The sequence below is a fragment of the Pyxidicoccus caerfyrddinensis genome (genome assembly GCF_010894405.1).
GTDB lineage: Bacteria > Myxococcota > Myxococcia > Myxococcales > Myxococcaceae > Myxococcus > Myxococcus caerfyrddinensis.
On sequence record NZ_JAAIYA010000007.1, the window covers coordinates 15,465 to 39,114 of the forward strand.

The 23,650-nt window shown below is 70.9% G+C and carries 13 protein-coding genes; 5 read left to right on the forward strand and 8 right to left on the reverse strand.

Annotation, left to right across the window (positions count from 1 at the left end):
• Nucleotides 1–2 precede the first annotated feature (2 nt).
• Complete coding sequence (locus G4D86_RS17815) at nt 3–884, forward strand: hypothetical protein (protein ID WP_163995175.1); 882 nt, start codon at nt 3–5, stop codon at nt 882–884.
• A gap of 123 nt (nt 885–1,007) precedes the next feature.
• A complete protein-coding gene (locus G4D86_RS17820; protein ID WP_163995176.1) occupies nt 1,008–2,009 on the forward strand; it encodes an RNA ligase (ATP) in 1,002 nt (333 codons plus the stop codon).
• A 45-nt stretch (nt 2,010–2,054) separates the two neighbouring features.
• Here G4D86_RS17820 and G4D86_RS17825 read toward each other — a convergent pair whose 3' ends face one another.
• A complete protein-coding gene (locus tag G4D86_RS17825) occupies nt 2,055–3,596 on the reverse strand; it encodes a rhomboid family intramembrane serine protease (protein WP_275899119.1) in 1,542 nt (513 codons plus the stop codon).
• A gap of 108 nt (nt 3,597–3,704) precedes the next feature.
• On the opposite strand from G4D86_RS17825, the gene G4D86_RS17830 reads away from it, so the two are divergent.
• Nucleotides 3,705–5,537, forward strand: coding sequence for an FHA domain-containing protein (locus G4D86_RS17830; RefSeq protein ID WP_163995178.1), 1,833 nt, complete (start codon nt 3,705–3,707; stop codon nt 5,535–5,537).
• An 88-nt stretch (nt 5,538–5,625) separates the two neighbouring features.
• A complete protein-coding gene (locus tag G4D86_RS17835; protein WP_002634367.1) occupies nt 5,626–6,219 on the forward strand; it encodes a response regulator in 594 nt (197 codons plus the stop codon).
• Between the two features lie 34 nt (nt 6,220–6,253).
• On the opposite strand, the gene G4D86_RS17840 is transcribed toward G4D86_RS17835, so the two are convergent.
• From G4D86_RS17840 to G4D86_RS17850, 3 genes are read right to left on the reverse strand one after another with little or no spacing between them, the layout of a single operon-like run.
• A complete protein-coding gene (locus G4D86_RS17840; RefSeq protein ID WP_163995179.1) occupies nt 6,254–7,036 on the reverse strand; it encodes an enoyl-CoA hydratase/isomerase family protein in 783 nt (260 codons plus the stop codon).
• Between the two features lie 2 nt (nt 7,037–7,038).
• Nucleotides 7,039–7,251 carry a biotin/lipoyl-binding carrier protein gene (locus G4D86_RS17845; RefSeq protein WP_163995180.1) on the reverse strand — a complete coding sequence of 71 codons (213 nt, stop codon included), beginning with the start codon at nt 7,249–7,251 and terminating at the stop codon, nt 7,039–7,041.
• A 54-nt stretch (nt 7,252–7,305) separates the two neighbouring features.
• On the reverse strand, nt 7,306–8,658 hold the full coding sequence (locus G4D86_RS17850; protein ID WP_163995181.1) for an acetyl-CoA carboxylase biotin carboxylase subunit: 1,353 nt from the start codon (nt 8,656–8,658) through the stop codon (nt 7,306–7,308).
• Nucleotides 8,659–8,788: 130 nt separating this feature from the next.
• Between G4D86_RS17850 and G4D86_RS17855 the strand changes: the two genes are divergently transcribed.
• Complete coding sequence (locus G4D86_RS17855; RefSeq protein WP_163995182.1) at nt 8,789–9,178, forward strand: hypothetical protein; 390 nt, start codon at nt 8,789–8,791, stop codon at nt 9,176–9,178.
• A gap of 37 nt (nt 9,179–9,215) precedes the next feature.
• On the opposite strand, the gene ftsZ is transcribed toward G4D86_RS17855, so the two are convergent.
• The 4 genes from ftsZ to G4D86_RS17875 all read right to left on the reverse strand — a co-directional run bounded on the left by ftsZ (nt 9,216) and on the right by G4D86_RS17875 (nt 23,610).
• Nucleotides 9,216–10,436 (reverse strand): cell division protein FtsZ, encoded by a 1,221-nt coding sequence (gene ftsZ, locus G4D86_RS17860; RefSeq protein ID WP_163995183.1) that lies wholly within the window; start codon nt 10,434–10,436, stop codon nt 9,216–9,218.
• A 332-nt stretch (nt 10,437–10,768) separates the two neighbouring features.
• Complete coding sequence (gene agmC / locus G4D86_RS17865) at nt 10,769–21,022, reverse strand: adventurous gliding motility protein AgmC (protein WP_240360320.1); 10,254 nt, start codon at nt 21,020–21,022, stop codon at nt 10,769–10,771.
• 456 nt (nt 21,023–21,478) lie between these two features.
• Nucleotides 21,479–22,711, reverse strand: coding sequence for a cell division protein FtsA (ftsA, locus tag G4D86_RS17870; RefSeq protein ID WP_163995185.1), 1,233 nt, complete (start codon nt 22,709–22,711; stop codon nt 21,479–21,481).
• A 44-nt stretch (nt 22,712–22,755) separates the two neighbouring features.
• A complete protein-coding gene (locus tag G4D86_RS17875; protein WP_163995186.1) occupies nt 22,756–23,610 on the reverse strand; it encodes a cell division protein FtsQ/DivIB in 855 nt (284 codons plus the stop codon).
• Between the last annotated feature and the right edge of the window lie 40 nt (nt 23,611–23,650).

Genomic DNA, 23,650 nt, shown 5'->3' on the forward strand with positions numbered 1-23,650 from the left:
GCGTGCTCGCGCTCGGACTGGCATTGCTGCTCGCCTCCGCGGCCACGGAGGCGTCCCCGGACTCGGAGGCGGAGGCCTGCCTCCGCACGGACGAGCGGGGCGAGCAGTTCCCCATCTGCTTCGACCCGGGAGACGGGCTGCTGCTGGGCACCGGCCTGCGCGTGCGGGACGGCGAGCGGGCACAGTCGCTGCGGGCCGGAGTGCTCATCCGCACGGGACGCACCAGCCGCAGCAAGGGCACGCCCTGGTTCAACAGCCACCGACTGCTGGGCGTGGAGGCCTGGGGCGGCGAGCAGCGCGGGCTCATCGCCACGGCCTATGACGGCACGCTGCGCCGCCACCTGGAGGAGGGCTTCATCCTCCTGCCCACCGCGCGCCCGGTGCGCATCCCCTTCCCTTTCGACGTGACGCTGGCGCCGCGCCTGGGACACCTGGAGCGGCGCGTCTGGGAGGGTCCGGGCTGGACGCTGGAGACGGCACGTGTGGGGCTGCTGGTGGACCCGGTGCGCGCGGAGACGGGACGCATGTGGCTGGGCGTGGGACCGGCGGCGAGCCACACGCTGCGGCATTCGCCCGACGGCGACGAGCACACGGTGTCGCCCTTCACCACGCTGATGCTCGACACGGGGCTGGAGTCCGCCGACGGGCTGTGGGCGCTGCACGCGTCCGGGCTCGCGGGCTGGAGCCTGGGCTTCGAGGGCGGCACGTACTTCCGCGCGCGGGCCGAGGCGGGCCTGGAGCGGGTGCTGTTCGCGGTGCAGGACCAGCCGGTGGTGCTGCAGGTGTCCGGCGCGTACGTGCACCGGGACGCGGGGCTCGCGAGGGGAAGCGAGTGGACGGCGGGCGCGGGGCTCGCGGTGCGCGCCTTCAGCGCGCGGTGGTGACGTGTTGCCAGACGGGTGCCGTCGAAGGTGGCCCTGGCCGTCGCGTAGATTGCTGTCAGTCCGGGTGGAGCCTCTCGTCCCCTGGGAGCCCCGGCGCTTTTCGCCGGCGGGAAGGAGGGCGACATGGAGAGAAAGCTCGTCTCGATTCAGTGCATCGACCACCTGGAGCCCATTCCCGGAGCCGACAACATCCTGAAGGCGCGGGTGATGGGCTGGGACGTGGTGGTCAGGAAGGGCGAGTTCGCCCCGGGGGACGCGTGCGTCTTCTTCGAAATCGACAGCCTGTTGCCGGAGGGCCAGCCGTGGGCGGAGTTCCTGCGGCCGAGGGGCTTCCGGGTGAAGACGGCGCGCCTGAGGGGCGTGCTGTCGCAGGGGCTCGCGCTGCCCACGTCCATCCTCTCCGGCGAGGTGCCGGCCCAGGGGACGGACGTGCGCGACGCGCTCGGCGTCGTGAAGTTCGAGCCGGCGCTGCCCGACACCCGAGAGGTCGCCGGGCCCTTCCCGGGCCAGGTGCCGAGGACGGATGAAATCCGACTCCAGTCCGCGCTGGGCGTCCTGGACGAGCTGCGCGGCCACGACTTCTTCGTGACGACGAAGCTGGACGGCTCGTCGGCGACGTTCTTCCGGCCGCTGGAGGGCGAGCTGGTGGCGTGCTCGCGAAACTGGGCGCTGCGGCGAGGGGCGAACCCGGTGTGGAGCGTGGCGGCGAAGTACGCGCTCGACACCGTGCTGCCTCCGGGCTTCGCGGTGCAGGGCGAGCTGTGCGGCCCCGGCATCCAGAAGAACCGCCTGGGCCTCACGGAGGCGGAGTTGTTCATCTTCAGCGTCCACGACACGCGCACTGGCCGCTTCCTGGGCCACGCGGAGTTCATCGCCTTCTGCGCGGAGCACGGACTGCGCACCGTGCCGGTGGAGCACGTCGTCACCGGTGAGGCGGCGCGGACGTTCGACCACGGCCTGGAGCACTACCTGAAGCTCGCCCAGGGCTTCTACCCGGGCACGAAGAACCGCAAGGAGGGCATCGTGGTGAGGCCCCTCGTCGAGCGGCCCTCGCCCACGCTGGGCGGCGGCAGGCTGTCGTTCAAGATCATCAACAACGACTTCCTGCTCAAGGACGAGGACTGACGGCACCCGGCCGGGCGCTCCACTGCACGGAGCGCCCGGTCGCCCTCATGGGCGGGCCGGTGACTCCAGCACGGCCCGCAGCGACACCTCCGCCGCGCGCAGCCGCGCGTCCCGGGGGTCCAGCCGCCGTGCTTCCTCCAGTCGTTCCAGCGCGCGCGCCACGTCGCCGCGCGCCAGCTCGCAGCGCACGCCAGCCTCCAGCGCCCCCGTGTCCGAGGGCCCGTACACCCGCGCCTCCGCCGCCGCGTGGCAGCCCTCGTCCACCCGTCCCGTCTCGAAGAGCGCCCGCGCCAATTCCACGCGCGTCTCCACGTGTGAGGGCGCCAGCCGCACCGCGTCCGTCAGCGGCGCCACGGCGGCCTCGGCCTGTCCCCAGCGGCGCAGCTCTCCTCCCAGCACCCGCAGCGGCCCCGGCGCGCCCGGCACCAGCAGCGCCCGCGCCCGGGCCTCGCGCAGCAGCGCGGGCTCGCCGAAGCGCAGCTCCGCCACCATCCGGTCCACCACCGCCTCGTAGGCCGGGTACGCCGCGGGCCACGTGAAGACGAGCCGGTACACCCACTCGCCGCGCGGCACGAAGAAGGCCATCAGGTACGTGTCCCCGCCCGGCCCCTCCAGCTCCGCGCGCACCCGCCGCGCGTCCCTGCCGCCCACGCGCGTCGGCACGGGCCCCGCCACCTTCAGCGTCCGTCCCTCGGGCCCCGGCGCGCCCGGCACCAGCGTCTCCTCCTGGAAGTGCCGCGCCTGCACGGCGCCGTCCCCGGGCTCACCCACTTCGATGACCTCCGCGGAGAAGGTGGCCCGCCCCAGGCCCGGGAGCCCGTTGGAGAAGGAGCGCCTTCCCTGCCCGTCCTCCTCGCCGCGCCAGCCCTCCGGCAGCAGCACCGACACGCCGAAGGTGTCGTCGCGCTCCAGCCGCCAGCCGGAGCGCTCACCCACCACCAGCGCCGCCACCACGCCCGCCACCACGACGAGCCCCACCGGCCGGACGAGCCCCCGGCTGAGCGCTCGCGGCTCCAGGAAGGCGCCCACGAGCAACCCGGTGAGCAGCCCGCCCAGGTGCCCGGCGTTGTCCACGCCCACCGACGTCCAGCCCATCCACAGGAAGACGAGCACCGTGGGCAGCGCGCTCTCCCCCGACATCCACCGCGACTTCGCGAGCCGCCCCCGGTAGCGCCGGCTCAGCACCAGCAGCGCGCCCACGCACGCGTAGACGAGCCCCGAGGCCCCCACGCTCACCGCGCCCGACCACCCCAGCGAGCCCGCCATGGTGATCAGCCCCGCGGTCACCAGCAGCGCGGCGTAGTCACGGCGCCGGCACACCCGCTCCAGCGCCACGCCGGCCGCCACCAGCACCAGCAGGTTGAGCCCCAGGTGCGGCCAGTCCCGGTGCAGGAAGTTGGCTGTCACCAGCCGCCACGGCTGACCTGCCTCCACCACCAGCGGCCCCGCCTTGGCCCCCCACCGCACCAGCACGTCCACGTCCACCGGCCCGGCGAGGGCCAGCACCGCGTGCACCCCCACCAGCACCACCGCGAGGGCCAATGTGACCCAGGGCCACCCCGTCACGGCCGACTGACCGATGGACAACAGGCTCGGTTGCCCCTCCTCTTGGGGAGAAAGCCCTGTCTTTTGAGGGGGATACATGGCTTGTACAGGTAAAGCCCGTTCTGCTATGACTGTACGCGGATCGGACCCGTGCTGAAGCTCATCATCGAAGACGACGAAGGGCGCAAGACCGTTGTTCCCTTCGTGCGTGACGAGATCACCATTGGCCGTCAGGAGGGAAACACCATCCGCCTGACGGAACGCAATGTGTCCCGTCGTCACGCACGATTGGTACGACTGAATGGCCACGTCGTGGTGGAAGACCTGGGGAGCTACAACGGCACCCGGATCAACGGAGAGCGGATCGCGGGTCAGTCGCCCCTGAAAGAGGGCGACCTGATCCAGATCGGCGACTACGACCTGGCCCTGCAGACCGCCGAAGGCGCTGCCAGTGTGTCAGGCCCCATCACGACCAAGGTGCCTTCCGCGCTCCGCAAGACGGAGCCCGCGCTCGAACCCATGGGCGCGCAGGAGCAGGAGGAGCCAGAGGAGGAAGACGACGCCTCCGCCTCACCCGGCGCCGAGGACGACGCGGACGGGGACGAGCACGACCACACCCCGCCCTCCTCCGCCGAGGTGCGTCGGCACTCCACCTCCATCATCCGGTTGGATCAGGTGGAGGCGGACCGCCCCCGCAAGTTGATGGACGTGCCCGCCGAGGACGCGCCGCGCCTGCTGGTGCTGACCCCGGATGAGCTCAAGGGTCAGGAGTTCGCCTGCATCCGCACCGAGCTGCGCATCGGGCGCACCGACGACAACGACATCACGCTGGATCATCGCTCGCTGTCGCGCACGCACGCCAAGCTGGTGCGCGAGGACGGCGGTGAGTGGCGCGTCATCGACATGCAGTCCGCCAACGGGCTGACGGTCAATGGCGAGAGCTACGCCCAGGCCACGCTCGGCTCCGGTGACATCATCGAGCTGGGGCACGTGAAGCTGCGCTTCCTCAACGCCGGCGACGCCGCGGACGACCTGCCCGCCGGTGAGGGTGGCTCGCGCTCGAAGATGCCGCTGGTGGCGGGGCTCGTCGCCGTGCTGCTGGGAATCACGGCCGCGGGCGTCTACTTCATGCGCACGCAGCCCTCGGGCCCCCCCGTGCCTCCCATGGCGCAGCAGGGGACGGACCCGGAGCCGCCCGTGGTGGAGCGGCCGACCCCCGGCACCGAGCCGGATACCGTCGCGAAGCCCCCGGACGCGCCGCCCGAGACGCCTCCCGAGCCGACGGGCCCCTCGCTCGAGCAGCGGCTGGCCCTGGCCCAGAAGGCCATCGACGCCCGCGAGTTCGACAAGGCCGAGGACTACCTCTCCAACGCCAAGGACGCGCAGGGCCGGCGGCCGGCGGAGGCGGAGAAGCTGCTGGACCTGGCTCGCGCGGAGCAGATGGTGCAGGAGCGCCTGGCCACCGCCCGCACCGCGCTGGCGGGAGGCAAGCTCGCCGACGCCGAGACGGCGCTGAACGAGAGCTCCGGCACCCGGCTCTTCGCGTCCGAGCACGCGAAGCTGCTGGCGCAGTTGGGCGACGCCCGCAAGAAGGAAGCCGCCGCGGCCGCCGTGACTCCGCCCGCCGCCACGCCCACCAACACCGTCCCCGAGCCTGAAGTCGAGGAGCCCGCGACCGGTCCCTCGGTGGACAAGCTGCTCGCCGACATCCGCGAGCTGCTGAAGGCGAAGCAGGACGCGAAGTACCGCGAGGCGCAGCGGCTCGCGAAGGAGTGCACGCAGGTCGCTCCCAAGAACGCCGACTGCTACCTCATGCTCGGCACCGTGGAAGCGCGCCTCGGCAACATCGACAAGGGCGCGGACCATTACCGCCGCTACATCGAGCTGGCTCCGGAGAACCATCCGCTTCGCGCGGGCGTGCTCGAGCGCCTGCGTACGTACGACACGGGTAAGCAGCAGCAACAGAAGAATCCGGGAGGCTGACCCGTTCACGGCCGGCTGTGGGTGCTTGCCCCTCCCCGAGCTCCACATCCCCCCTACCGACGCTGTTCACCTGCAGCGAGGAGACGCTGTGCAGATTCGCATCCTGGTGGTTGATGACGAGCAGGACAACTGCGACTACCTCAAGCTGGTGCTGACCCGCGAAGGTTACGAGGTCGTCACCACGACGGACCCCACGCAGACCGTGGAGATCCTCCGCGGCTCCGATTTCCACCTGGTCATCCTGGACATGATGATGCCCCAGATGTCCGGGACCGAGGTGCTGGAGCAGATTCGCAAGTACGACACGGACGTCGCCGTGATTGTCGCCACCGCGTATCCCACGGTGGACACGGCCGTCGCGTCGCTGAAGGCCCAGGCTTCCGACTACGTGAAGAAGCCGATGGAGCCGGAGCAGTTCATCACCGCGGTCCGCAACGCCCTCCAGAAGAAGGGCCTGTCCCAGGACCCGGAGGCGGACCTTCACCGCGCCATCGGCCGCACCATCCGCGACGCGCGCAAGACGCAGGAGCTCACGCTCAAGCAGCTCGCGCGGCGCACCGGCCTGTCCGTGTCGCTGCTGTCCCAGATTGAGCGCGCGGAATCCTCCGCGTCCATCTCCTCGCTGTACAAGATTGCCTCGGCGCTCCAGCTGCGCATGGGCGAGCTGTTCGGCGACACCTGAGTCCCAGGTGAAACCCCTCTCCCGGCCGCCGTAGCTAGCGGCCGGTGAAGCGGGGCGGGCGCTTCTCCAGGAAGGCCGCCCGCCCCTCCTTCGCATCCTCGCTGCCGAAGGCCGCCGCGCGCAGCTCGCGCAGGCGCGCCCGGTCCGTGTCCTCCAGCGGGGCACGCGCCAGCCGGCCGAAGGACTCCTTCATCCCCGACACCGCGAGCGGTGCATGGCCGGCCAGCGTGGCGCACAGCGCGAGCGCGCGCGCCTCCGCGTCGGCGGGCTCCAGGCACTCGTCCAGCAGGCCCCAGGCGAGCGCCTCGCGCGCATCCAGCCTGCGGGCGGTGAGGAAGAGCTGCTTCGCGCGGGAGAAGCCCACCAGCCGCGCCGCCCGGGCCAGCCCCTCCGGCGAGTAGACGATGCCCAGGCGCGCCGGGGGCATGAGGAAGACGGCGTCCGGCGTGCCGATGCGGAAGTCACACGAGGCCGCCAAATCGAAGCCCGCGCCCACCGCCGCGCCCTGCACCAGCGCCACGCTGGGCACCGGGTGCCCCTCCAGCTTGAGGAGGCACGCCACCAGCGGGTCATCCGGCAGGAGGCCGTCCTCACCGGGCGGCCCCAGGCGCGTCAGGTCGTAGCCGGAGCAGAAGGTGCCGCCCGCGCCGCGCACCAGCAGCGCACGGACGTGCGGGGCCGGCTCCAGCGCCGCGTCCAGTTGCGCCAGCAGCGCGTCGTTGAGCGCGTTGCGCCGGGCCGGGTGGGACAGCGTGAGGACGCGGATGCCGCCCTCACGGTCCTCCACGTGGAGCGACGGCTCCGACGAAGGCTCCACTGCTAGCCGAGCACCACGAGGACATCACCCTCGTTGACGGACTGGGCCTCCTTGCAGCGAATCTCCTTCACCGTGCCGCCCTCCTCCGCCTCCACCGGCATCTCCATCTTCATGGACTCGAGGATGACGAGCGTGTCGCCCGCGTTGACCTGCTGGCCGACCTTCACTTCGATCTTCCACACCGTACCGGTGATGTGCGCCGCGACGTCCGCCATGGAACCTTGCCTCCTCAGGGGTGGGATGGGGCTGGAGCTGCTGCCCCGGCTGCTCTACGCCGGCTTCGCGTGGTGCTCCAGGAAGTGCGTGTCCAGCTCGCCGGCCCGGAAGGCCGCATCCTGCACGATGCGCAGGTGGAGCGGGATGTTCGTCTTGATGCCTTCGATGCGGAAGCTCTGCAGCGCCGCGATGGAGCGCTCAATCGCCTGCGCGCGCGTGTCGCCGCTGATGATGAGCTTGGCAATCATCGGGTCGTAGTTCGGCGTGACGGTGTTGCCCTCGCCGTAGCCCGAGTCCAGCCGGACGCCCTCGCCCGTGGGGGGCTGGAAGACCTTGAGCGGCCCCGGCGAGGGGAAGAACTTCACCGGGTCCTCGGCGTAGATGCGGAACTCCAGCGCCGCCCCGCGCCGCTTCACGTCCTCCTGCTTCACCGTGAGGCGCTCGCCCGCGGCGATGCGCAGCTGCCAGCCGATGAGGTCCAGCCCCGTGGTGAGCTCCGTCACCGGGTGCTCCACCTGGAGGCGGGCGTTCATCTCGATGAAGTAGACCTGCCCGTCCGAGTAGAGGAACTCCACGGTGCCGGCGTTGGCGTAGCCGAACGTCTTCGCCGCGGTGACGGCCGCGGTGAACAGCGTCTGCGCCAGGGCCGCGTTCTTCCCATCCGCGAACAGCACGGAGGGGGCCTCCTCCACCACCTTCTGGTGCCGGCGCTGGATGGAGCACTCGCGCTCCAGGCCGTGGATGAGGTGGCCGTGGTGGTCCCCCAGAATCTGGACCTCGATGTGGCGGGGCGCGGGGAAGTAGCGCTCCAGGTAGACGCCCTCCTTGCCGAAGGCCGCCTTCGCCCGGTCCGTGCACTGGCGGAAGACCTTCTCCAGCTCCGCGGGGTCCTTCGCCACCGCCATGCCGATGCCGCCGCCGCCGCTGGCGGCCTTGCACAGCACCGGGTAGCCGATGCGCTCCGCCGCCGTCAGCGCGCTCGCCACGTCCGGCACCACGCCGTCGCTGCCGGGCACCACCGGGACGCCGGCCGCGGCCACCAGCTTGCGGGCCTGGCTCTTGTCCTTCATCCGCGCCATGGCCGCCGGGGGCGGGCCCACGAAGATGAGCCCCGCGTCCGCGCAGGCCTGGGCGAACTCACCGTTTTCGGACAGGAAGCCGTAGCCGGGGTGCACGGCCTGGGCGCCCGTCTGCCTGGCTGCTTCCAGGATGGCGGCGGTGTTGAGGTAGCTGTCCTTGGCTGGGGCGGGGCCGATGCGCACGGCCTCGTCCGCTTCCTTCACGAAGGGCAGCTCCGCGTCCGCGTCCGAGTAGACGGCGACAGTCTTGAGCCCCATCCCCCGCGCCACCGCGCTGATGCGGCGGGCAATCTCTCCCCGGTTCGCGATGAGCAGCTTCTGGAACATGGCGGTCGGCCTCCCCTTCGAAGGGCGGCGAACCTAACCCTCGACCCCTCCCATGACAAGGGCGCGGGCGAGCGCGCAACAGGTCGGTACAATCCCGTAAATTTGCGGCCTTGCGAGGGCCTGACGTACCTTGCCGCCCGTGAAGCCCCCCTCTTCCCAAGGCCCTGAAGGCGTCGTGGATCTGCACCGCGCGCGGCGCGCCAGGCGGCTGGACCTCTACCGTTCCCGGCAGGCGGACCGCGTCCGCAGCGTCCGCACCACGCTCGAAACGCTCACCCAGAGCGGCACCCTCTTCACGCCGGACGGCACGCAGCGCGGCCTGTCCCTGCTGAAGGCCCTCCAGTTCCTGCAGCGCGCCAGCGCGCGCCTGGAAGAGCTGTCCGGTGGCGGCGTGCTGCCCGCGCCTCGTATGCCGGAGCGGGTCGACGCGCTGTACGAGGAGGTGGACGACCTCTTCGACCGCGCGGACACGCTGGCAGGCCGCGACGAGGCGAGTGTGGCGCGGCTTCCGGGCCGCTAGCACCGGCCCCCGCGCCTCTCTCCTTCCTACCTACGCGCTACGGCAGCTCCGTCTGGCCCTGGCGCCGGAGGAAGGTGGGGATGTCGAACTGGTCCTCGTCCAGCGGCAGCGCGGCTTCCTTCACCACCGAGGTGCGGGTGCTCATGGCCTTGCCGCTCTCCACGGCGGGCAACGGCCGGGGCGCGCTGCCCTTGGTGGGCACCAGGCTGGCCACTTCCTCGCGCGTGGCGGCGAGCACGGACGGCGCCGGGCGGGACAGCGGTACCTGCACCACCGTCGGCGCCGCGCGAACCTTGGGCGCGTCGCGGTGGACGAAGCCCGTGGCGATGATGGTGATCTTCACCTCATCCTGAATCTGGTCGTCGATGAGCGAGCCGAAGATGATTTCGGCCTCGCTGTCGGCCGCGTCGTGCACCAGCGTCAGCGCCTCGTTGACCTCCTGCAGGGTCATGTCGCGGCCGCCGGTGATGTTGATGAGCAGGCCGGTGGCACCGTCGATGGACACGTCCTCCAGCAGCGGGCTGGAGATGGCCTGCTGCATGGCGGTGAGCGCGCGCTTGTCACCGGACGAGTGGCCGGTGCCCATGAGCGCCAGGCCCTTGTCGCTCATGATGGTCTTCACGTCCGCGAAGTCCACGTTGATGTAGCCGTGGTACTGGATGAGGTCGCTGATGCCCTGCACGGCGTTCAGCAGGACCTCGTCCGCGCGCTTGAAGGTCTCCAGGAGCGGCATCGGCTCGTTGGAGAGCGACAGCAGGCGCTGGTTCGGAATGGTGATGAGGGTGTCCACCGCGGCCTTCAGCTCCACGATGCCCTGCTCGGCCTGCTTGCGGCGCTTGTTACCCTCGAAGAGGAAGGGCTTGGTGACGACGCCCACCGTGAGGCAGCCCAGGCTCTTGGCGATGTCCGCGATGATGGGCGCGGCGCCCGTGCCGGTGCCGCCGCCCATGCCGGCGGTGACGAACACCATGTCGGCGCCCTCGAGCACCGCGGCAATCTGGTCCCTCGACTCCAGCGCGGCCTCGCGGCCCATCTCCGGGTTGGCGCCCGCGCCCAGGCCCTTCGTCAGCGTCTGACCGAGCTGGAGGCGCGTCGGGGCCTTGCTGGCCGCGAGCGCCTGCACATCGGTGTTGGCGGCGATGAAGTCGACCCGGTCGAGCTTCGACAGAATCATCGTATTGACCGCGTTGCAGCCGGCCCCACCTGCCCCCACGACCCGAATCTTGGCGGCCTGCTTGTTCTGATCGAACTGATCCATGGCGGTCCTTTCGGCTGGAGCGGCGCGGTGCAGCGCGCGCACTCCCAACCTCCACAATCATCAGCAAGTCCCGCGCTTTGGCAAGTATTCCGCTACGAGCCTGTAGCGGGATGAGGCGCCGCCGAGTCCTGACGCGCACTTACGCAGCGGGCTGGCATGCACGCGGTGCGGCGTGGTGGGAGCACTTCGCCTCTTGACTCGCGCAAAGCGGTACTCCTCGGCAGGTCGGAATCACGCGTCGCCACCAACGCAAAGGGTGGTCCCGGAGCATTGTCCAGGACCACCCTCGCGCATCATCCGGTGGTGTTCACCGGGTCATCAAAGCCGGTGACTCAGCGGGCGTCACGCTCCACTTCGACCTTGCCCACACGGAGGATGGTGAACTCCACGCGGCGGTTGTTCTCACGGCCCTCCGCCGTCTTGTTGGTGTCCACCGGCTTCGTCTCGCCGTAGCCCGCCGACTCCAGACGAACCGGGAGGATGCCCTCGTTCACCAGGAACTTGCGGACGTTGTTGGCGCGGCGCTTGGACAGGTCGAGGTTCTTCGCGTCGTTGCCCTGGTCGTCGGTGTGGCCCTCGATGCGGAGCAGCTCCACCTGCGGGTTGGCGCGCAGCACCGCGGCCACCTGCTTCAGCAGCGGGAAGGAGCGCGCGAGGATGACGTCCTTGCCCGTGGCGAAGTAGACCTTCTCCAGGATGAGGATGCGCTCGCCGTCGACGAGCACCTTCACCTTGCCCTTGTCGGCGCAGCCGTCCTCGTCATCCACGCCGTTGATGACCTCGGGCTCGAGGGGGCACTTGTCCGCCGTGTCGGCGATGCCGTCCTTGTCGTTGTCCGGATCGGGGCAGCCGTCCGCGTCCTCGAAGCCGTCCTTGTCCTCGGCCTGCGCGGGGCATGCGTCGTTCGGGTCCATGAGGCCGTCACCATCCGAGTCCACTTCCGGCTCCGGCGCCGGGCACCCGTTCTGGGTCCCCGCCTCGTTCACGCACGGATCGACGCCGTCGACGACGCCGTCATCGTCGTTGTCCAGGTCCGGGCAGCCGTCCGCGTCCTCGAAGCCATCCTTGTCCTCGGCCTCGACGGGGCAGCGGTCCTGCGGGTCCATCAGGCCGTCGCCGTCGGTGTCCACCGGCGCGGGCGTGACGACGGGCTTCGGCTCCTTCGAGGGCGGCGGGCTGTAGCTCAGGCCCGCGAGCACGCGGAAGCCCGGCGTGCCGTAGCCGCGGGTGAGACCCGGACCGGCGCCCAGGTGCGCGGACAGGCCCCCCAGAGAGCGGTACTTCAGCGCCGCCAGCAGCTCCAGCGGACGCTCCTCCGTGTCCTGCTCCTCGAAGCCCAGCGCGCCCACCACCGTGGCCTCGGCGGCCAGCGGCAGCTCGCCCAGGGTGAAGGGGAGTTCCGCGCCCACGCCGAAGGCGAGCGCGTTGCCGGTGTTCAGGTTGCGAAGCTGCTGCTGCTTGCGGATGTCGACGCCCAGGTTGGCGGCGAGGCGCAGCCGCTGTCCGTACTCGGCCACCAGGCGAGGCTGCACCGCGACGCCCGAGCCACCGAGGAAGTCCGAGCCGCCGCCCGTGGGCAGCACCACCGGCACCACCAGCGCGAGGCCGAAGGACTCACCGTCCACCAGCCGCGCCTTGGGCACTACGCGCAGGTCACCGATGCCGCCCGAGCCCACGCCCTGCGAGAAGCTCGGGTCCACCTGCGGCGCCGGCTCCGAGTCCTGCAGCGTCACCGGCAGCACCAGGCCCACCTCGAGGCGGTCGAACAGACCCACCGCGCCCATCAGGTCCAACCCCACCTGGCTGCGCACCAGCGCGGTGATGAACCGGTCCTGCCGCGGGTCCAGGAAGTTGAGCGGCTTGTCCGCGTAGTTGAGGGACAGGCCCACGTTCCAGCCCAGGTGCCGCTGCACGCGGGCGCTGTGCACGCCGAGGATGTCCCCGGCGCCCGGACCCGGCTTGTACTGCTGCACGTCGATGGCCTGCGACGCCGTGGGCGCCGTCACCTGCGCCTGGGCCGTCGGGGCCACCAGCGCCCCGGTGAGGGCAAGGCCCCCGGCGGCACCAGCCACCAGCGCCCGCGAGGGACGCCGGCCCGAGCGGCGCAGGCGGCCCAGCATGGGCAGCGCGAGGAGGAGCAGCGCCAGCGGAGCGAAGGTGCCCGCCCCGCCCGTGCTGCAGCCACGGCCCACGACCACGAAGTCGTCGTTGCCGTCCAGCGGGTTGCCACCGCCGGTGACTTCCTCACCGTCGCTGGCACCGCCCTGGTCCGTGTCCCGGTTCCTCGGGTCCGTCTCGCCATTGTCGAAGCTGCCGTTGAGGTTGGCGTCCTCGCGACCGTCGTTCAGCCCGTCACCATCCGTGTCGGGGTTGAGCGGGTCCGTCGAGTTGCGGCCCATCACCTCGAGGCCGTCGTTCAGGCTGTCGCCATCCGTGTCCGCCTTGTTCGGGTCGGTCTCGGTGGAGCTCACTGCGCCGTTGGAGTCCGCGTCCTCCGCCCCATCGGTCAGCCCGTCACCGTCCGTGTCCGCCTTCTTCGGGTCGGTGGTGGTGCTCGGGTCCGCGTCCGGGACGAAGTTGGGCGAGCTGGTGTTGGTGCCCGCCGGCGCGTTCTCCAGCGTCACGCCCCGCTCCGTGCCGTCGAGCAGGCCGTCGTTGTCGCTGTCCGGGTCCAGCGCGTCGATGATGCCGTCCTTGTCGGTATCCGTGAGGCCGTCGGCGCCGTCCTGCACGCCGTCGTCATCCGTGTCCGCGTCGTGCGGGTCGGTGCCCAGCTCGATTTCGGTGGTGTCATCCACGCCGTCACCGTCCGAGTCGGTGTCGTCGGCGGCCACGAGCGGATTCGTCTCGCCCGCGTCCACGCGGCCGTTGTGGTTGGCGTCCTCCACCCCGTCGCGCACGCTGCCACCGTCGGTGTCGACGTTGAGCGGGTTCGTCGTGGTGGTCGGGTCCGCGTCCGGCGTGAAGTGCGCCGGGTCGGTGTCGTCGCCCTCGGGCTCCGTCAGGCCCAGCTCCAGGCCGTCCGTCAGGCCGTCGCCGTCCGTGTCCGCCTCGTTCGGGTCGGTCTCGTTCGCATCCACGATGCCGTCGTGGTCGGCGTCCTCCGTGCCGTCCATCACGCCGTCGTCATCCGAGTCGTCGTCGAGCGGATCCGTGTCGCCGACGTTGACCTCGAGGCCGTCCGTCAGGCCGTCACCGTCCGTGTCCGGGTTGTTCGGGTCCGTGCCGAGCGTGACTTCCTCGGCGTCCGTGAGGCCGTCGCCGTCCGTGTCGACGCTGACCGACCAGTTGTACGTGGCCGGCGTCGCGTCCACGTTGCCAGCCGCGTCCACCGCGCGCACCGCCAGGGTGTGCGGGCCCGAGGCCAGGCTGGTGAAGGTGACCGGGTCCGGGCACGCCGCGAAGGCCGCCCCGTCCAGGCTGCACTCGTACGACACACCGCCGCCCGTCTGGTCGAGGTCGAAGGTGGCCGTGCTCGGCGCGTCCGCCAGCGGCGGGCCGCTGACGATGAGGGTGTCCGGAGCGGTGACGTCCACCGTCCAGGTGTAGGAGGCCGGCGTCGGGTCCACGTTGTCGTCCGTGTCCCGCGCACGCACCGCCAGGGTGTGCTCACCCTCCGCCAGGCCGTTCAAGTCGAAGGGCGTGGCGCAGGACGCGAAGGCGGCGCCGTCCAGGCTGCACTCGAACGTCACCGGCGACTCGTCCGAGGTGAACTCGAAGTGGGCCGTGGTGCTGTTGGTGAGCGCGGGCGGCGTGGAGGTGAAGCTCGTGTCGGGCGGCAGCGCGTCCACCGTGAAGTCGTGCGTCACGGGCGGGCTGGTGTTGCCCGCGGGGTCCGTGGCCGTGACGGTGACGGAGTGAGGTCCATCCGTCAGCACGGTGCCCACGGGCAGCGTCCAGTTGCCCGAGGCATCCGCCGTCACCGGACCCACCTGCACGCCGTCCACCACCACCGACACCGTGGCACCCGGATCCGTCGTGCCCGAGTACGTCACCTGCGGCGTCGGGAGGACCGCGCCATCGGCGGGCGTGGTGAGCGTCACCACCGGCGCCACCGTGTCCACCGTCCACGTGTGCGTGGCCGGCGTCGGGTCCACGTTGCCGGCCGCGTCCACCGCGCGCACCGCCAGGGTGTGCTCGCCGTCACCCAGCGGGCCGAAGCTCGTCTGGGCCGGGCACGCCGTGAAGGCCGCGCCGTCCAGGCTGCACTCGAACGTCACCGGGGACTCGTTGGAGGAGAAGACGAAGTCCGCCGTCGTCGCGGTCGTCACCACCGGCGGGCCGCTGTCGATGGCCGTGTCCGGCACGCCCGTGTCCACCCGGAAGGTGGAGGTCGCCGGGCCGCTCGTGTTGCCCACCTCATCCACCGCGACCACCGTGACGGTGTACGGACCGTCCGCCAGCGTCACCGGCGGCGAGAAGGTCCAGTTGCCCGCGCCATCCACCGGGATGGGACCGTAGGTCGTCCCGTCCAGCGTCAGCGTCACCGACGTGGCACCCACCGCCGTGCCGGTGATGGTGACATTGCCACTGGGCAGCACCGCACCGTTGGCCGGCGTGACGATGACCGGAACCGCCGGAGCCGTGAGGTCCACCGTCCAGCTGTACTCGGCGGGAGACGGGTCCACGTTGCCGGCCGCATCCACCGCGCGGACGGCCAGCGTGTGCTCACCCTCCGCGAAGCCGTTGAACGTCACCGGGTCCGTGCACGGCACGAAGGCTGCGCCATCCACGCTGCACTCGTAGGTGGAGCCCGGCTCGGAGGCCGTGAACTCGAAGGTCGCCGTCGTCGCGTTCGTCGGGTCGTTCGGGCCGGAGTCGATGAGCGTGTCGGGCTCCGTGGTGTCCACCGTCCAGCGGTGCTCCGCCGGGGTGAGGTCCACGTTGCCCACCGCATCCACCGCGCGCACCAGCAGCACGTGCTCGCCATCCGCCAGGCCCGTGAAGGTCACCGGGTCCGTGCACGGCACGTAGGAAGCGCCGTCGAGGCTGCACTGGTAGGAGACGCCACCGCCCGTCTGGTCGAAGTCGAAGGTGGCGGACGTCTCGCGGGTGAGGGCCGGCGGGCCGGAGACGATGAGCGTGTCCGGGGCCGTCAGGTCGACGATGAAGGTGCTCGTCACCGGGCCGGCGCTGTTGCCGGCGGCGTCCACGCTGGTGGCGGACACCGTGTACGGGCCCTCGGCCAGCGGCACGGGCACCGTGAAGGTCCAGTGGCCCGAGCCATCCACCGGGATGGGGCCATAGGTGGCGCCGTCCAGGTCCAGGTAGATGCTGCTGCCCGGCTCACCGGTGCCGGTGATGGTGGGCGTCGCGGTGCCCACCGTGTCGCCATCGGCCGGCGAGTCGATGGTCGGCAGCGTCGGCGCCGTCAGGTCCACCGTCCAAGCGTAGGTGGCCGGCTCCGGGTCCGCGGTGCCGAGCGCATTGACCGCGCGCACCGCCAGGGTGTGGTTGCCCGCCGCCAGGCCCGTGAAGGTCACCGGGTCCGTGCAGGGCGCGAAGGCCGCGCCGTCCAGGCTGCACTCGTAGCGCACGCCGCCGTTGACCTGGTCGAAGTCGAAGGTGGCCGTCGTCGAGTTGGTCCTCAGGTTCGGACCGGAGACGATGACCGTGTCCGGGGCCGAGGTGTCGACGAGGAAGTCATGCTCCGTCGCCTCGCTGATGTTGCCCGCGGCATCCGTCGCCGTGGCATCCACCGTGTGCGGGCCGTCGGCCAGGTCCCCGTCCTCGAGGATGCTCCAGTGGCCGTCCACGTCGGCGGTCACCGTGCCCAGCACCACGCCGTCCACCGTCACCGTCACCTGGGCGCCCGGCTCGGCCGTGCCCTCGTAGGTGGGACGCCGCGTGGCCACCGTCGCCCCGTCGGCGGGACGATCGATTTCCGGCGCATCCGGCCGCACCGTGTCCACGATGAAGGTGGAGGGAGCGCTCGGCTCACTGACGTTGCCCGCCGGGTCCGTGGACGTGGCGACCACCGTGTGCGGGCCCTGGTCCAGAACCACCGGGCAGGGGAACGTCCAGTTGCCCAGGCCGTCCACCGGCGCGGTGCCCAGCACCACGCCGTCCACAATCACCGTCACCGTCGTGCCCGGGTCGGCCGTGCCGGCGAAGGTCGGCTGCTGCGTCGGCACCGTCGTGCCGTCGGCCGGAGCCGTCACCACCGGAATGCCGGGGGCGGTACGGTCCACCGTCCAGTTGTAGGTCGCGGGAGTGGGGTCCACGTTGCCGGCCGCATCCACCGCGCGCACCGCCAGCGTGTGGCCACCCTCCACCAGGCCCGTGAAGGTCACCGGGTCGGTGCAGGCCGTGAAGGCCGCGCCGTCCAGCGAGCACTGGTACGTCACCGGGCTGTCCGGCGAGCTGAAGTTGAACGTGGCCGTCGTCGCGTTCGTCTGCGCCGCCGGGCCCGAGTCAATCACCGTGTTCGGCGGCGTGGTGTCCACCGTCCAGGCGTGGGTCGCCGGGCTCGCGTCCACGTTGCCGGCCGCATCCACCGCGCGGACAGCCAGCGTGTGGTTGCCGTCCGCCAGGCCCGTATACGTGCGCGGGTCGGTGCAGGCCACGAAGGCCGCGCCGTCCAGCGAGCACTGATAGGTGACAGGGCTCTCGTTGGAGCTGAAGTCGAACGTCGCGCTGTTGCTGTTCGTCAGCGCGGGCGGGCCGGAGACAATCGTCGTGTCCGGAGCAGTGGTGTCCACCGTCCACGCGTACGTCGCGGGAGACGCGTCCACGTTGCCCGCGGCATCACGCGCGCGCACCGACAGGGTGTGGTTGCCCTGCGCCAGCCCGCTGAAGGTCACCGGGTCGGTGCAGGCCACGAAGGCCGCGCCGTCCAGCGAGCACTCGTACGTCACCGGGCTCTCGTTCGAGGTGAAGTCGAAGGTGGCCGTGGTGGCGTTCGTCACCGTCGCCGGGCCACTCACGATGGTGGTGTCCGGGGCGGAGGTGTCCACCGTCCACGCGCGGGTGGCCGGCGTGGGGTCCACGTTGCCGGCCGCATCCACCGCGCGCACCGCCAGCGTGTGGTTGCCCTGCGCCAGGCCCGTGAAGGTCACCGGGTCGGTGCAGGCCGTGAAGGCCGCGCCGTCCAGCGAGCACTGGTACGTCACCGGGCTGTCAGGCGAGCTGAAGTCGAACGAGGCGCTGGTGGAGTTCGTCACCGCCGCCGGGCCGCTCACGATGGTGGTATCCGGAGGCGTGGTGTCGACAGTCCACGTATACGTGGCCGGCGTCGTGTCCACGTTGCCGGCACTGTCCACCGCGCGAACCTCGAGCGTGTGGCTGCCGTTCGACAGGCCCGTGAAGGTCTGCGGGTCCGCGCACGCGGTGAAGAGCACCGCGCCGTCCAGACGGCACTCGTAGGTGACGGGGCTCTCGTTGGAGTTGAAGTCGAAGTTGGCCACCGCCGAGTTCGTAATCAGGGGCGGCGTGCTGGTGAACGTGGTGTCCGGAGCCACCGTGTCGACCGTCCACGCGCGGGTGGCGGGCGTGGGGTCCACGTTGCCGGCCGCATCACGGGCGCGCACCGCCAGGGTGTGGCCGCCCTGCGCCAGGCCGGTGAAGGTCACCGGGTCCGTGCAGGCCGCGAAGGCCGCGCCGTCCAGCGAGCACTCGTACGTGACGGGGCTGTCAGGAGAGCTGAAGTCGAAGGTGGCCGACGTGGAGGCCGTCAGTCCCGACGGGCCACTCACGATGGTGGTGTCCGGAGGAGCGGTGTCCACCGTCCACGCGTAGGTGGCGGGCGTCGGGTCCACGTTGCCCGCAGTGTCACGCGCGCGGACCGACAGCGTGTGGTTGCCGTCCGCCAGGCCCGTGAAGGTGCGCGGGTCGGTGCAGGCCACGAAGGCCGCGCCGTCCAGCGAGCACTCGAAGGTGGCGGTCGCGTCAGGAGAGCTGAAGTCGAACGTGGCGCTGTTGCTGTTCGTCACCGACGCCGGACCACTCACGATGGTGGTGTCCGGGGGCGTGGTGTCCACCGTCCAGGCGTGGGTCGCCGGGCTGCCGTCGATGTTGCCCGCGGCATCCACCGCGCGGACCGCCAGGGTGTGATTGCCGTCCGACAGGCCCGTGAACGTACGCGGGTCGGTGCAGGCCACGAAGGCCGCGCCGTCCAGCGAGCACTGGTAGGTGACAGGGCTCTCGTTGGAGCTGAAGTCGAACGTCGCGCTGCTGCTGTTCGTCAGCGCAGCAGGGCCGCTCACGATGGTGGTATCCGGGGCCGTCTGGTCCACCGTCCACGCGTAGGTAGCGGGCGTCGGGTCCACGTTGCCCGCGGTGTCACGCGCGCGCACCGCCAGGGTGTGGTTGCCCTGCGCCAGGCCCGTGAAGGTCACCGGGTCGGTGCAGGCCGCGAAGGCCGCGCCGTCCAGCGAGCACTCGTACGTCACCGGGCTATCAGGAGAGTTGAAGTCGAAGGTAGCGCTGGTGGAGCTCGTCACCGCCGCCGGGCCGCTCACGATGGAGGTATCCGGAGGGGTGAGGTCGACGGTCCACGCGTAGGTGGCGGGCGTCGGGTCCACGTTGCCAGCCGCATCCACCGCGCGCACCGCCAGGGTGTGGTTGCCGGCGGCCAGGCCCGTGAAGGTGACCGGGTCGGTGCAGGCCGCGAAGGCCGCGCCGTCCAACGAGCACTGATAGGTAACGGGGCTGTCGGGCGAGTTGAAGTCGAACGTAGCGCTGGTGGAGTTCGTCACCGCCGCCGGGCCGCTCACGATGGAGGTATCCGGAGGAGTGAGGTCGATGGTCCACGCGTAGGTGGCGGGCGTGGGGTCCACGTTGCCAGCAGCGTCACGCGCGCGGACCGACAGGGTGTGGTTGCCCTGCGCGAGGCCAGTGAAGGTGACCGGGTCGGTGCAGGCCGCGAAGGCCGCTCCGTCCAGCGAGCACTCGTACGTCACCGGGGTCTCGTTCGCGGAGAAGTCGAACGTAGCCGTCGTGGCGTTCGTCACCAGAGCCGGTCCGCTGACAATCGTCGTGTCCGGCGGCGTGGTGTCCGTCGCCACCGTGAAGCTGTTGGTGTTGCTTCGGGGGCCGGCAACGCCCTGCACCTCGGCCACGGCGCTGATGGTGTGCGCACCCGTCGTCAGGTCGGCCGGCGGGGTGTAGGTGAAGTTGCCAGCGGCATCCGCCGTCACGCGGGCGTACTCCACGCCATCAACGAAGATGACCACCGTTGAATTCGCCGGAGCCGTGCCGCTCATGGGCGGGCGGAGTCCGGTGGTGGAGCCGTTGGCCGGCGTCGTCACGACAGGCGCGGCCGGAGCCGCCGGGAAGGCACCCGCCAGGGTGGTGACGAGACCGACGCTGCCAGGCGCAGCGCCATAGGTCAGACCGTCGGGAGCAGCCGCCGTCGGCTGCGTACCCGCCGCACCACCGGTAACGGAGGGCGTGCAGCCCACCGTGCCGCCCTGAATCAGGCCGCGACCACCACCGCCACCACCGCCCGTGCCGTGCTGGTCGAAGTCGGTGCTGCCACCGATGCCACCGCGCGCCGTCACCTGATTGGCGTTACACGTGAAGTTCCCCGTGAAGCGCAGGTACAGCGTACCGCCCGCGCCGCCGCCGCCCGCCGCGTCGTTGCCCGGCGGCGTTGCATTCACACCCGCCACGCCGTTCGCCGAAATCGTTCCAGCCCCCGTCAGCGACGCCGCGCGGATGAACACGATGCCGCCACCGGCGCTGCCGCCGCCGCCCAGGTCGTCATTGCTGTGGCCCGCGCCGCCACCACCGCCGAAGAGCAGGTGGTCCTGCGGAGTGAAGAGCATCTGCGCGCCGCCGCGACCACCCACGGTTCGCGAGGCCGGAGCATCGCCGCTCCACGTGCGGCCACCCACACCACCCACGCCATGGCTGCTGCCACCGCCACCGCCCGAGTTGTGGCAGATGCCGCCGCCACCACCATTGAAGATGTTGCCGTAGCCCGTCGTGCCCGCCGCCGGAGGAATTGCAAGGGAGTAGCGCGCCGGCACGATGCCCTCGCCCTTCGACGTACCGCCCGGGAAAGCCTGGTCGATGCCGGTGCACCCATCACCGTTGCCGTTGAGGAACTGGCCGCCGCGGAATCCCAGTCCGCTCGCGGAGATGGCGCCCGCGTTGCTCACCGCGCCCGTCGCCAGGAAGATGACCACGCCACCCGTCGTGCCATCCCAGGCCTGGGCGACGATGCTGCCCGCGGCGTTGACCGTCACGGTGGTGTACTCGGGCACCCGGATGGCCTGCGTCATGTTGGCTGCGAAGCTCATCGTGAGCGGCTGGCCGAAGGTGAGCCGAGTGCCGGTCAGCGCGGTCACGCGTGCGAACTGCCACCGGCCCACCGTGTTCCCCGTCAGGTCGAGGGCCGTCTGGCTGCCCGACGTCACCGTCCCGGTGTAGCCCGTGCCCTGGTACACCAACACCAGGTCGCCCACCGCGAAGCCCGTCGTGGAGGCCACGTTGGCGAAGCTCTGATTCGCCGGAACGGCCGCCGTCACCCGCGTGTAGGTGTTGACGACGGTATTGGCGGCGTTGACCGTCAGTGCGCCATTGTGGCCGTTGCCCAGCTGGAAGGTGTCGGGCTCGGCCTGGGCGGCGGGGGCCACCAGCACGGCGCACAGGAGCGCCAGCAGGCCAGCAGCAGGCAGGCGAGCTCGGAGGCGTCGCGCAGGTGCCTGCGGAGGAGAGGTGTGGGTGTGGTCGTTCATGAGGGCGTGGCCGCGCGAGGTGGGATGGGGTCCCGGCGGCAATGGCCGCACATAGCAATCCTGAAGCCATCCCCCGTCCAGTTCCCAACCCTCACAGTTCCAAGGGCTTCTGGGACCCACCACCCTCCCCTCCCAGAGGGCAATCCGAATCACGGATCTGGATTCTGGAAATCAGACAGCTTGGCGTCCCAACGGAACGCGTCCGAAGCTGCTCCTGACGCGTCAACGCTGGACGCGGGGAGGAGCCCTGACGCGTCCACGCCAGACGCGGCCAGGGCATGACGCGCCCGGCCAGAATGCAAAAGGGGCCCCCCTTCCGGAGAGCCCCTTCGCATGCGGCGGGCGCGTGGCCTCAGCCCGTCAGAAGATTTCCTCGAGCCACTCGCGCATGCGGCCCTTCACCTTCTTGTACACGTTCTCCTCGCGGATGCGGAACATGCGCCGGTCCAGGTGCTTGGCACCGTAGACGACCAGGCCCACGCCCGTGGCGTACATGGGGCTCTTCACCACGTCCACCAGCCCGCCGATACCGCGCGGCATGCCGCGGCGCACCGGCAGCCCGAGCACCTCTTCGGCCAGCTCCGGCATGCCGGCCAGCAGCGTGGAGCCACCCGTAATCACCACGCCCGAGGCCAGCAGGTCCTCGTAGCCGCACTTCTGGATTTCGCGGTGCACGAGTTGGAAGATCTCCTCCACGCGCGGCTCCAGAATCTCGCAGAGAATCTGCCGCCCCAGGACGCGCGGCTGACGGCCGCCCACGCTGGGCACCTCAATCGTGTCGTCCTTGTTGATGAGGGACGCCAGCGCGCAGCCGTACTTCTGCTTGATGCGCTCGGCCTCGTGCGCGGGCGTGCGCAGGCCGATGGCGATGTCGCTGGTGAGGTTGTTGCCGCCCAGCGCAATCACCGCCGTGTGGACGATGGAGCCGCCGGAGAAGATGGCGATGTCCGTGGTGCCGCCGCCGATGTCGACGAGGCACACGCCCAGCTCCTTCTCGTCCTCACCGAGCACCGCCTCCGCGCTGGCCAGCGGCTGCAGGACGATGTCGGAGACATTCAGCCCCGTGCGGTTGGCGCACTTGACGATGTTCTGCGCGCTCGAGACGGCCCCGGTGACGATGTGCACCTTGGCCTCGAGGCGCACGCCCGCCATGCCCAGCGGCTCCTTGATGCCGCCCTGGTCATCGATGATGAACTCCTGCGGCAGGACGTGGATGACCTCCCGGTCCAGGGGGATGGCCACCGCCTTCGCCGCGTCGATGACGCGGGCGATGTCCGCCTCGCGGACCTCCTTGTCCTTCACCGCGACGATGCCCTGGGAGTTGAAGCCCTTGATGTGGCCGCCGGCGATGCCCGTATAGACGTGGGAGATTTCAGCCCCCGCCATCAGCTCCGCCTCTTCGACGGCGCGCCGGATGGAGGAGACCGTGGCCTCGATGTTGACCACCACGCCCTTGCGCAACCCCTTCGACGGGTGCGTACCGATGCCGATGATGTCGATGCCGCTGTCGGTCAGCTCTCCGACGATGGCGCAGATCTTCGTCGTGCCGATGTCGAGGCCGACGATGATCTCCCCCGACTTCTGCTTCGCCATGACAACCCTCCCAGGCCCCCCACTCTCGTGAAAGGGGCATCCGCTTACCGCGTCGAGACCCCGTTCCTCTCGGAGACAGGGCTCGAAAGCTTCACCGCCACCCAACCGGGTCGGGCACGGTTATCCAGGTGAATGATCTCCGCTGCAAGCCCCCTCGCACCCAGCTCTCGCCGGACGCGGGCCAGCCGCTGCAGCTTGACCTCGGAATCTCCTTCTCCCAGGCGCACTTCCTGGCCGGACGCCGTCACCAGCGCCACGGTCTGCGCCTCCATGCGGACCTCGGACAGGCGCTCGGCCTTGTCGGTTGACAGCCGCGAATAGGCGCTCGCCACCTCCAGCGCCGCGCGCAGGCGCTCGCGCGCCACCGTCGGGTCCGTCACGTACCCCTCGCGGTCCAACCCCGTGACGAGCGGCAAATCCAGCCCGTCCCCCGGCGTCACCCGCTTGAAGGGCTCACCGTCCTCATCCAGGACGTACAACTCTCCCAGCACCGCCAGGGCCACCGGCGCGTGCTCGGTCACCTCCACCGACACGCGGTTGGGGAAGCGCCGCGTCACCTCCACCGTCTTCACCCAGGGGTGCTGCGACATGGCGCGCTCCAGGGCGCCGGGGTCCAGGGTCCACAGGTTCTGCCCCTTCGTCAGCACCGCCAGCCGCAGCAATTCCACGCGCGAGGCACGCTGGAGGCCGGAGAAGGACACGGCCGCGAGGTCGAAGCGGGGCGACGTCAGCGCCCAGTGCCGCAATTCCACCCCGCCCCACACCAGCAGGCCCGTGGCCACGGTCAGCGCGAGCACCTTCAGGACGCCGGGGCCGTGCGAGCGCACGGCGCCCTTCACCGCCTCCTTCTGCTGGGCGGTATCCTGACGACGACGATTTCGCGCTCTGCCAAAGGCCATGGGTCGGGACGGTCGCACGCATGCTGCGCGCGGATGGATC

Bases quoted from the DNA above. Each gene is read 5' to 3' on its own strand.
- G4D86_RS17820 (WP_163995176.1), top strand. From the start codon at position 1,008: ATGGAGAGAAAGCTCGTCTCGATTCAGTGCATCGACCACCTGGAGCCC.
- G4D86_RS17845 (WP_163995180.1), bottom strand. From the start codon at position 7,251: ATGGCGGACGTCGCGGCGCACATCACCGGTACGGTGTGGAAGATCGAA.
- G4D86_RS17850 (WP_163995181.1), bottom strand. From the start codon at position 8,658: ATGTTCCAGAAGCTGCTCATCGCGAACCGGGGAGAGATTGCCCGCCGC.
- ftsZ (WP_163995183.1), bottom strand. From the start codon at position 10,436: ATGGATCAGTTCGATCAGAACAAGCAGGCCGCCAAGATTCGGGTCGTG.
- ftsA (WP_163995185.1), bottom strand. From the start codon at position 22,711: ATGGCGAAGCAGAAGTCGGGGGAGATCATCGTCGGCCTCGACATCGGC.
- G4D86_RS17875 (WP_163995186.1), bottom strand. From the start codon at position 23,610: ATGGCCTTTGGCAGAGCGCGAAATCGTCGTCGTCAGGATACCGCCCAG.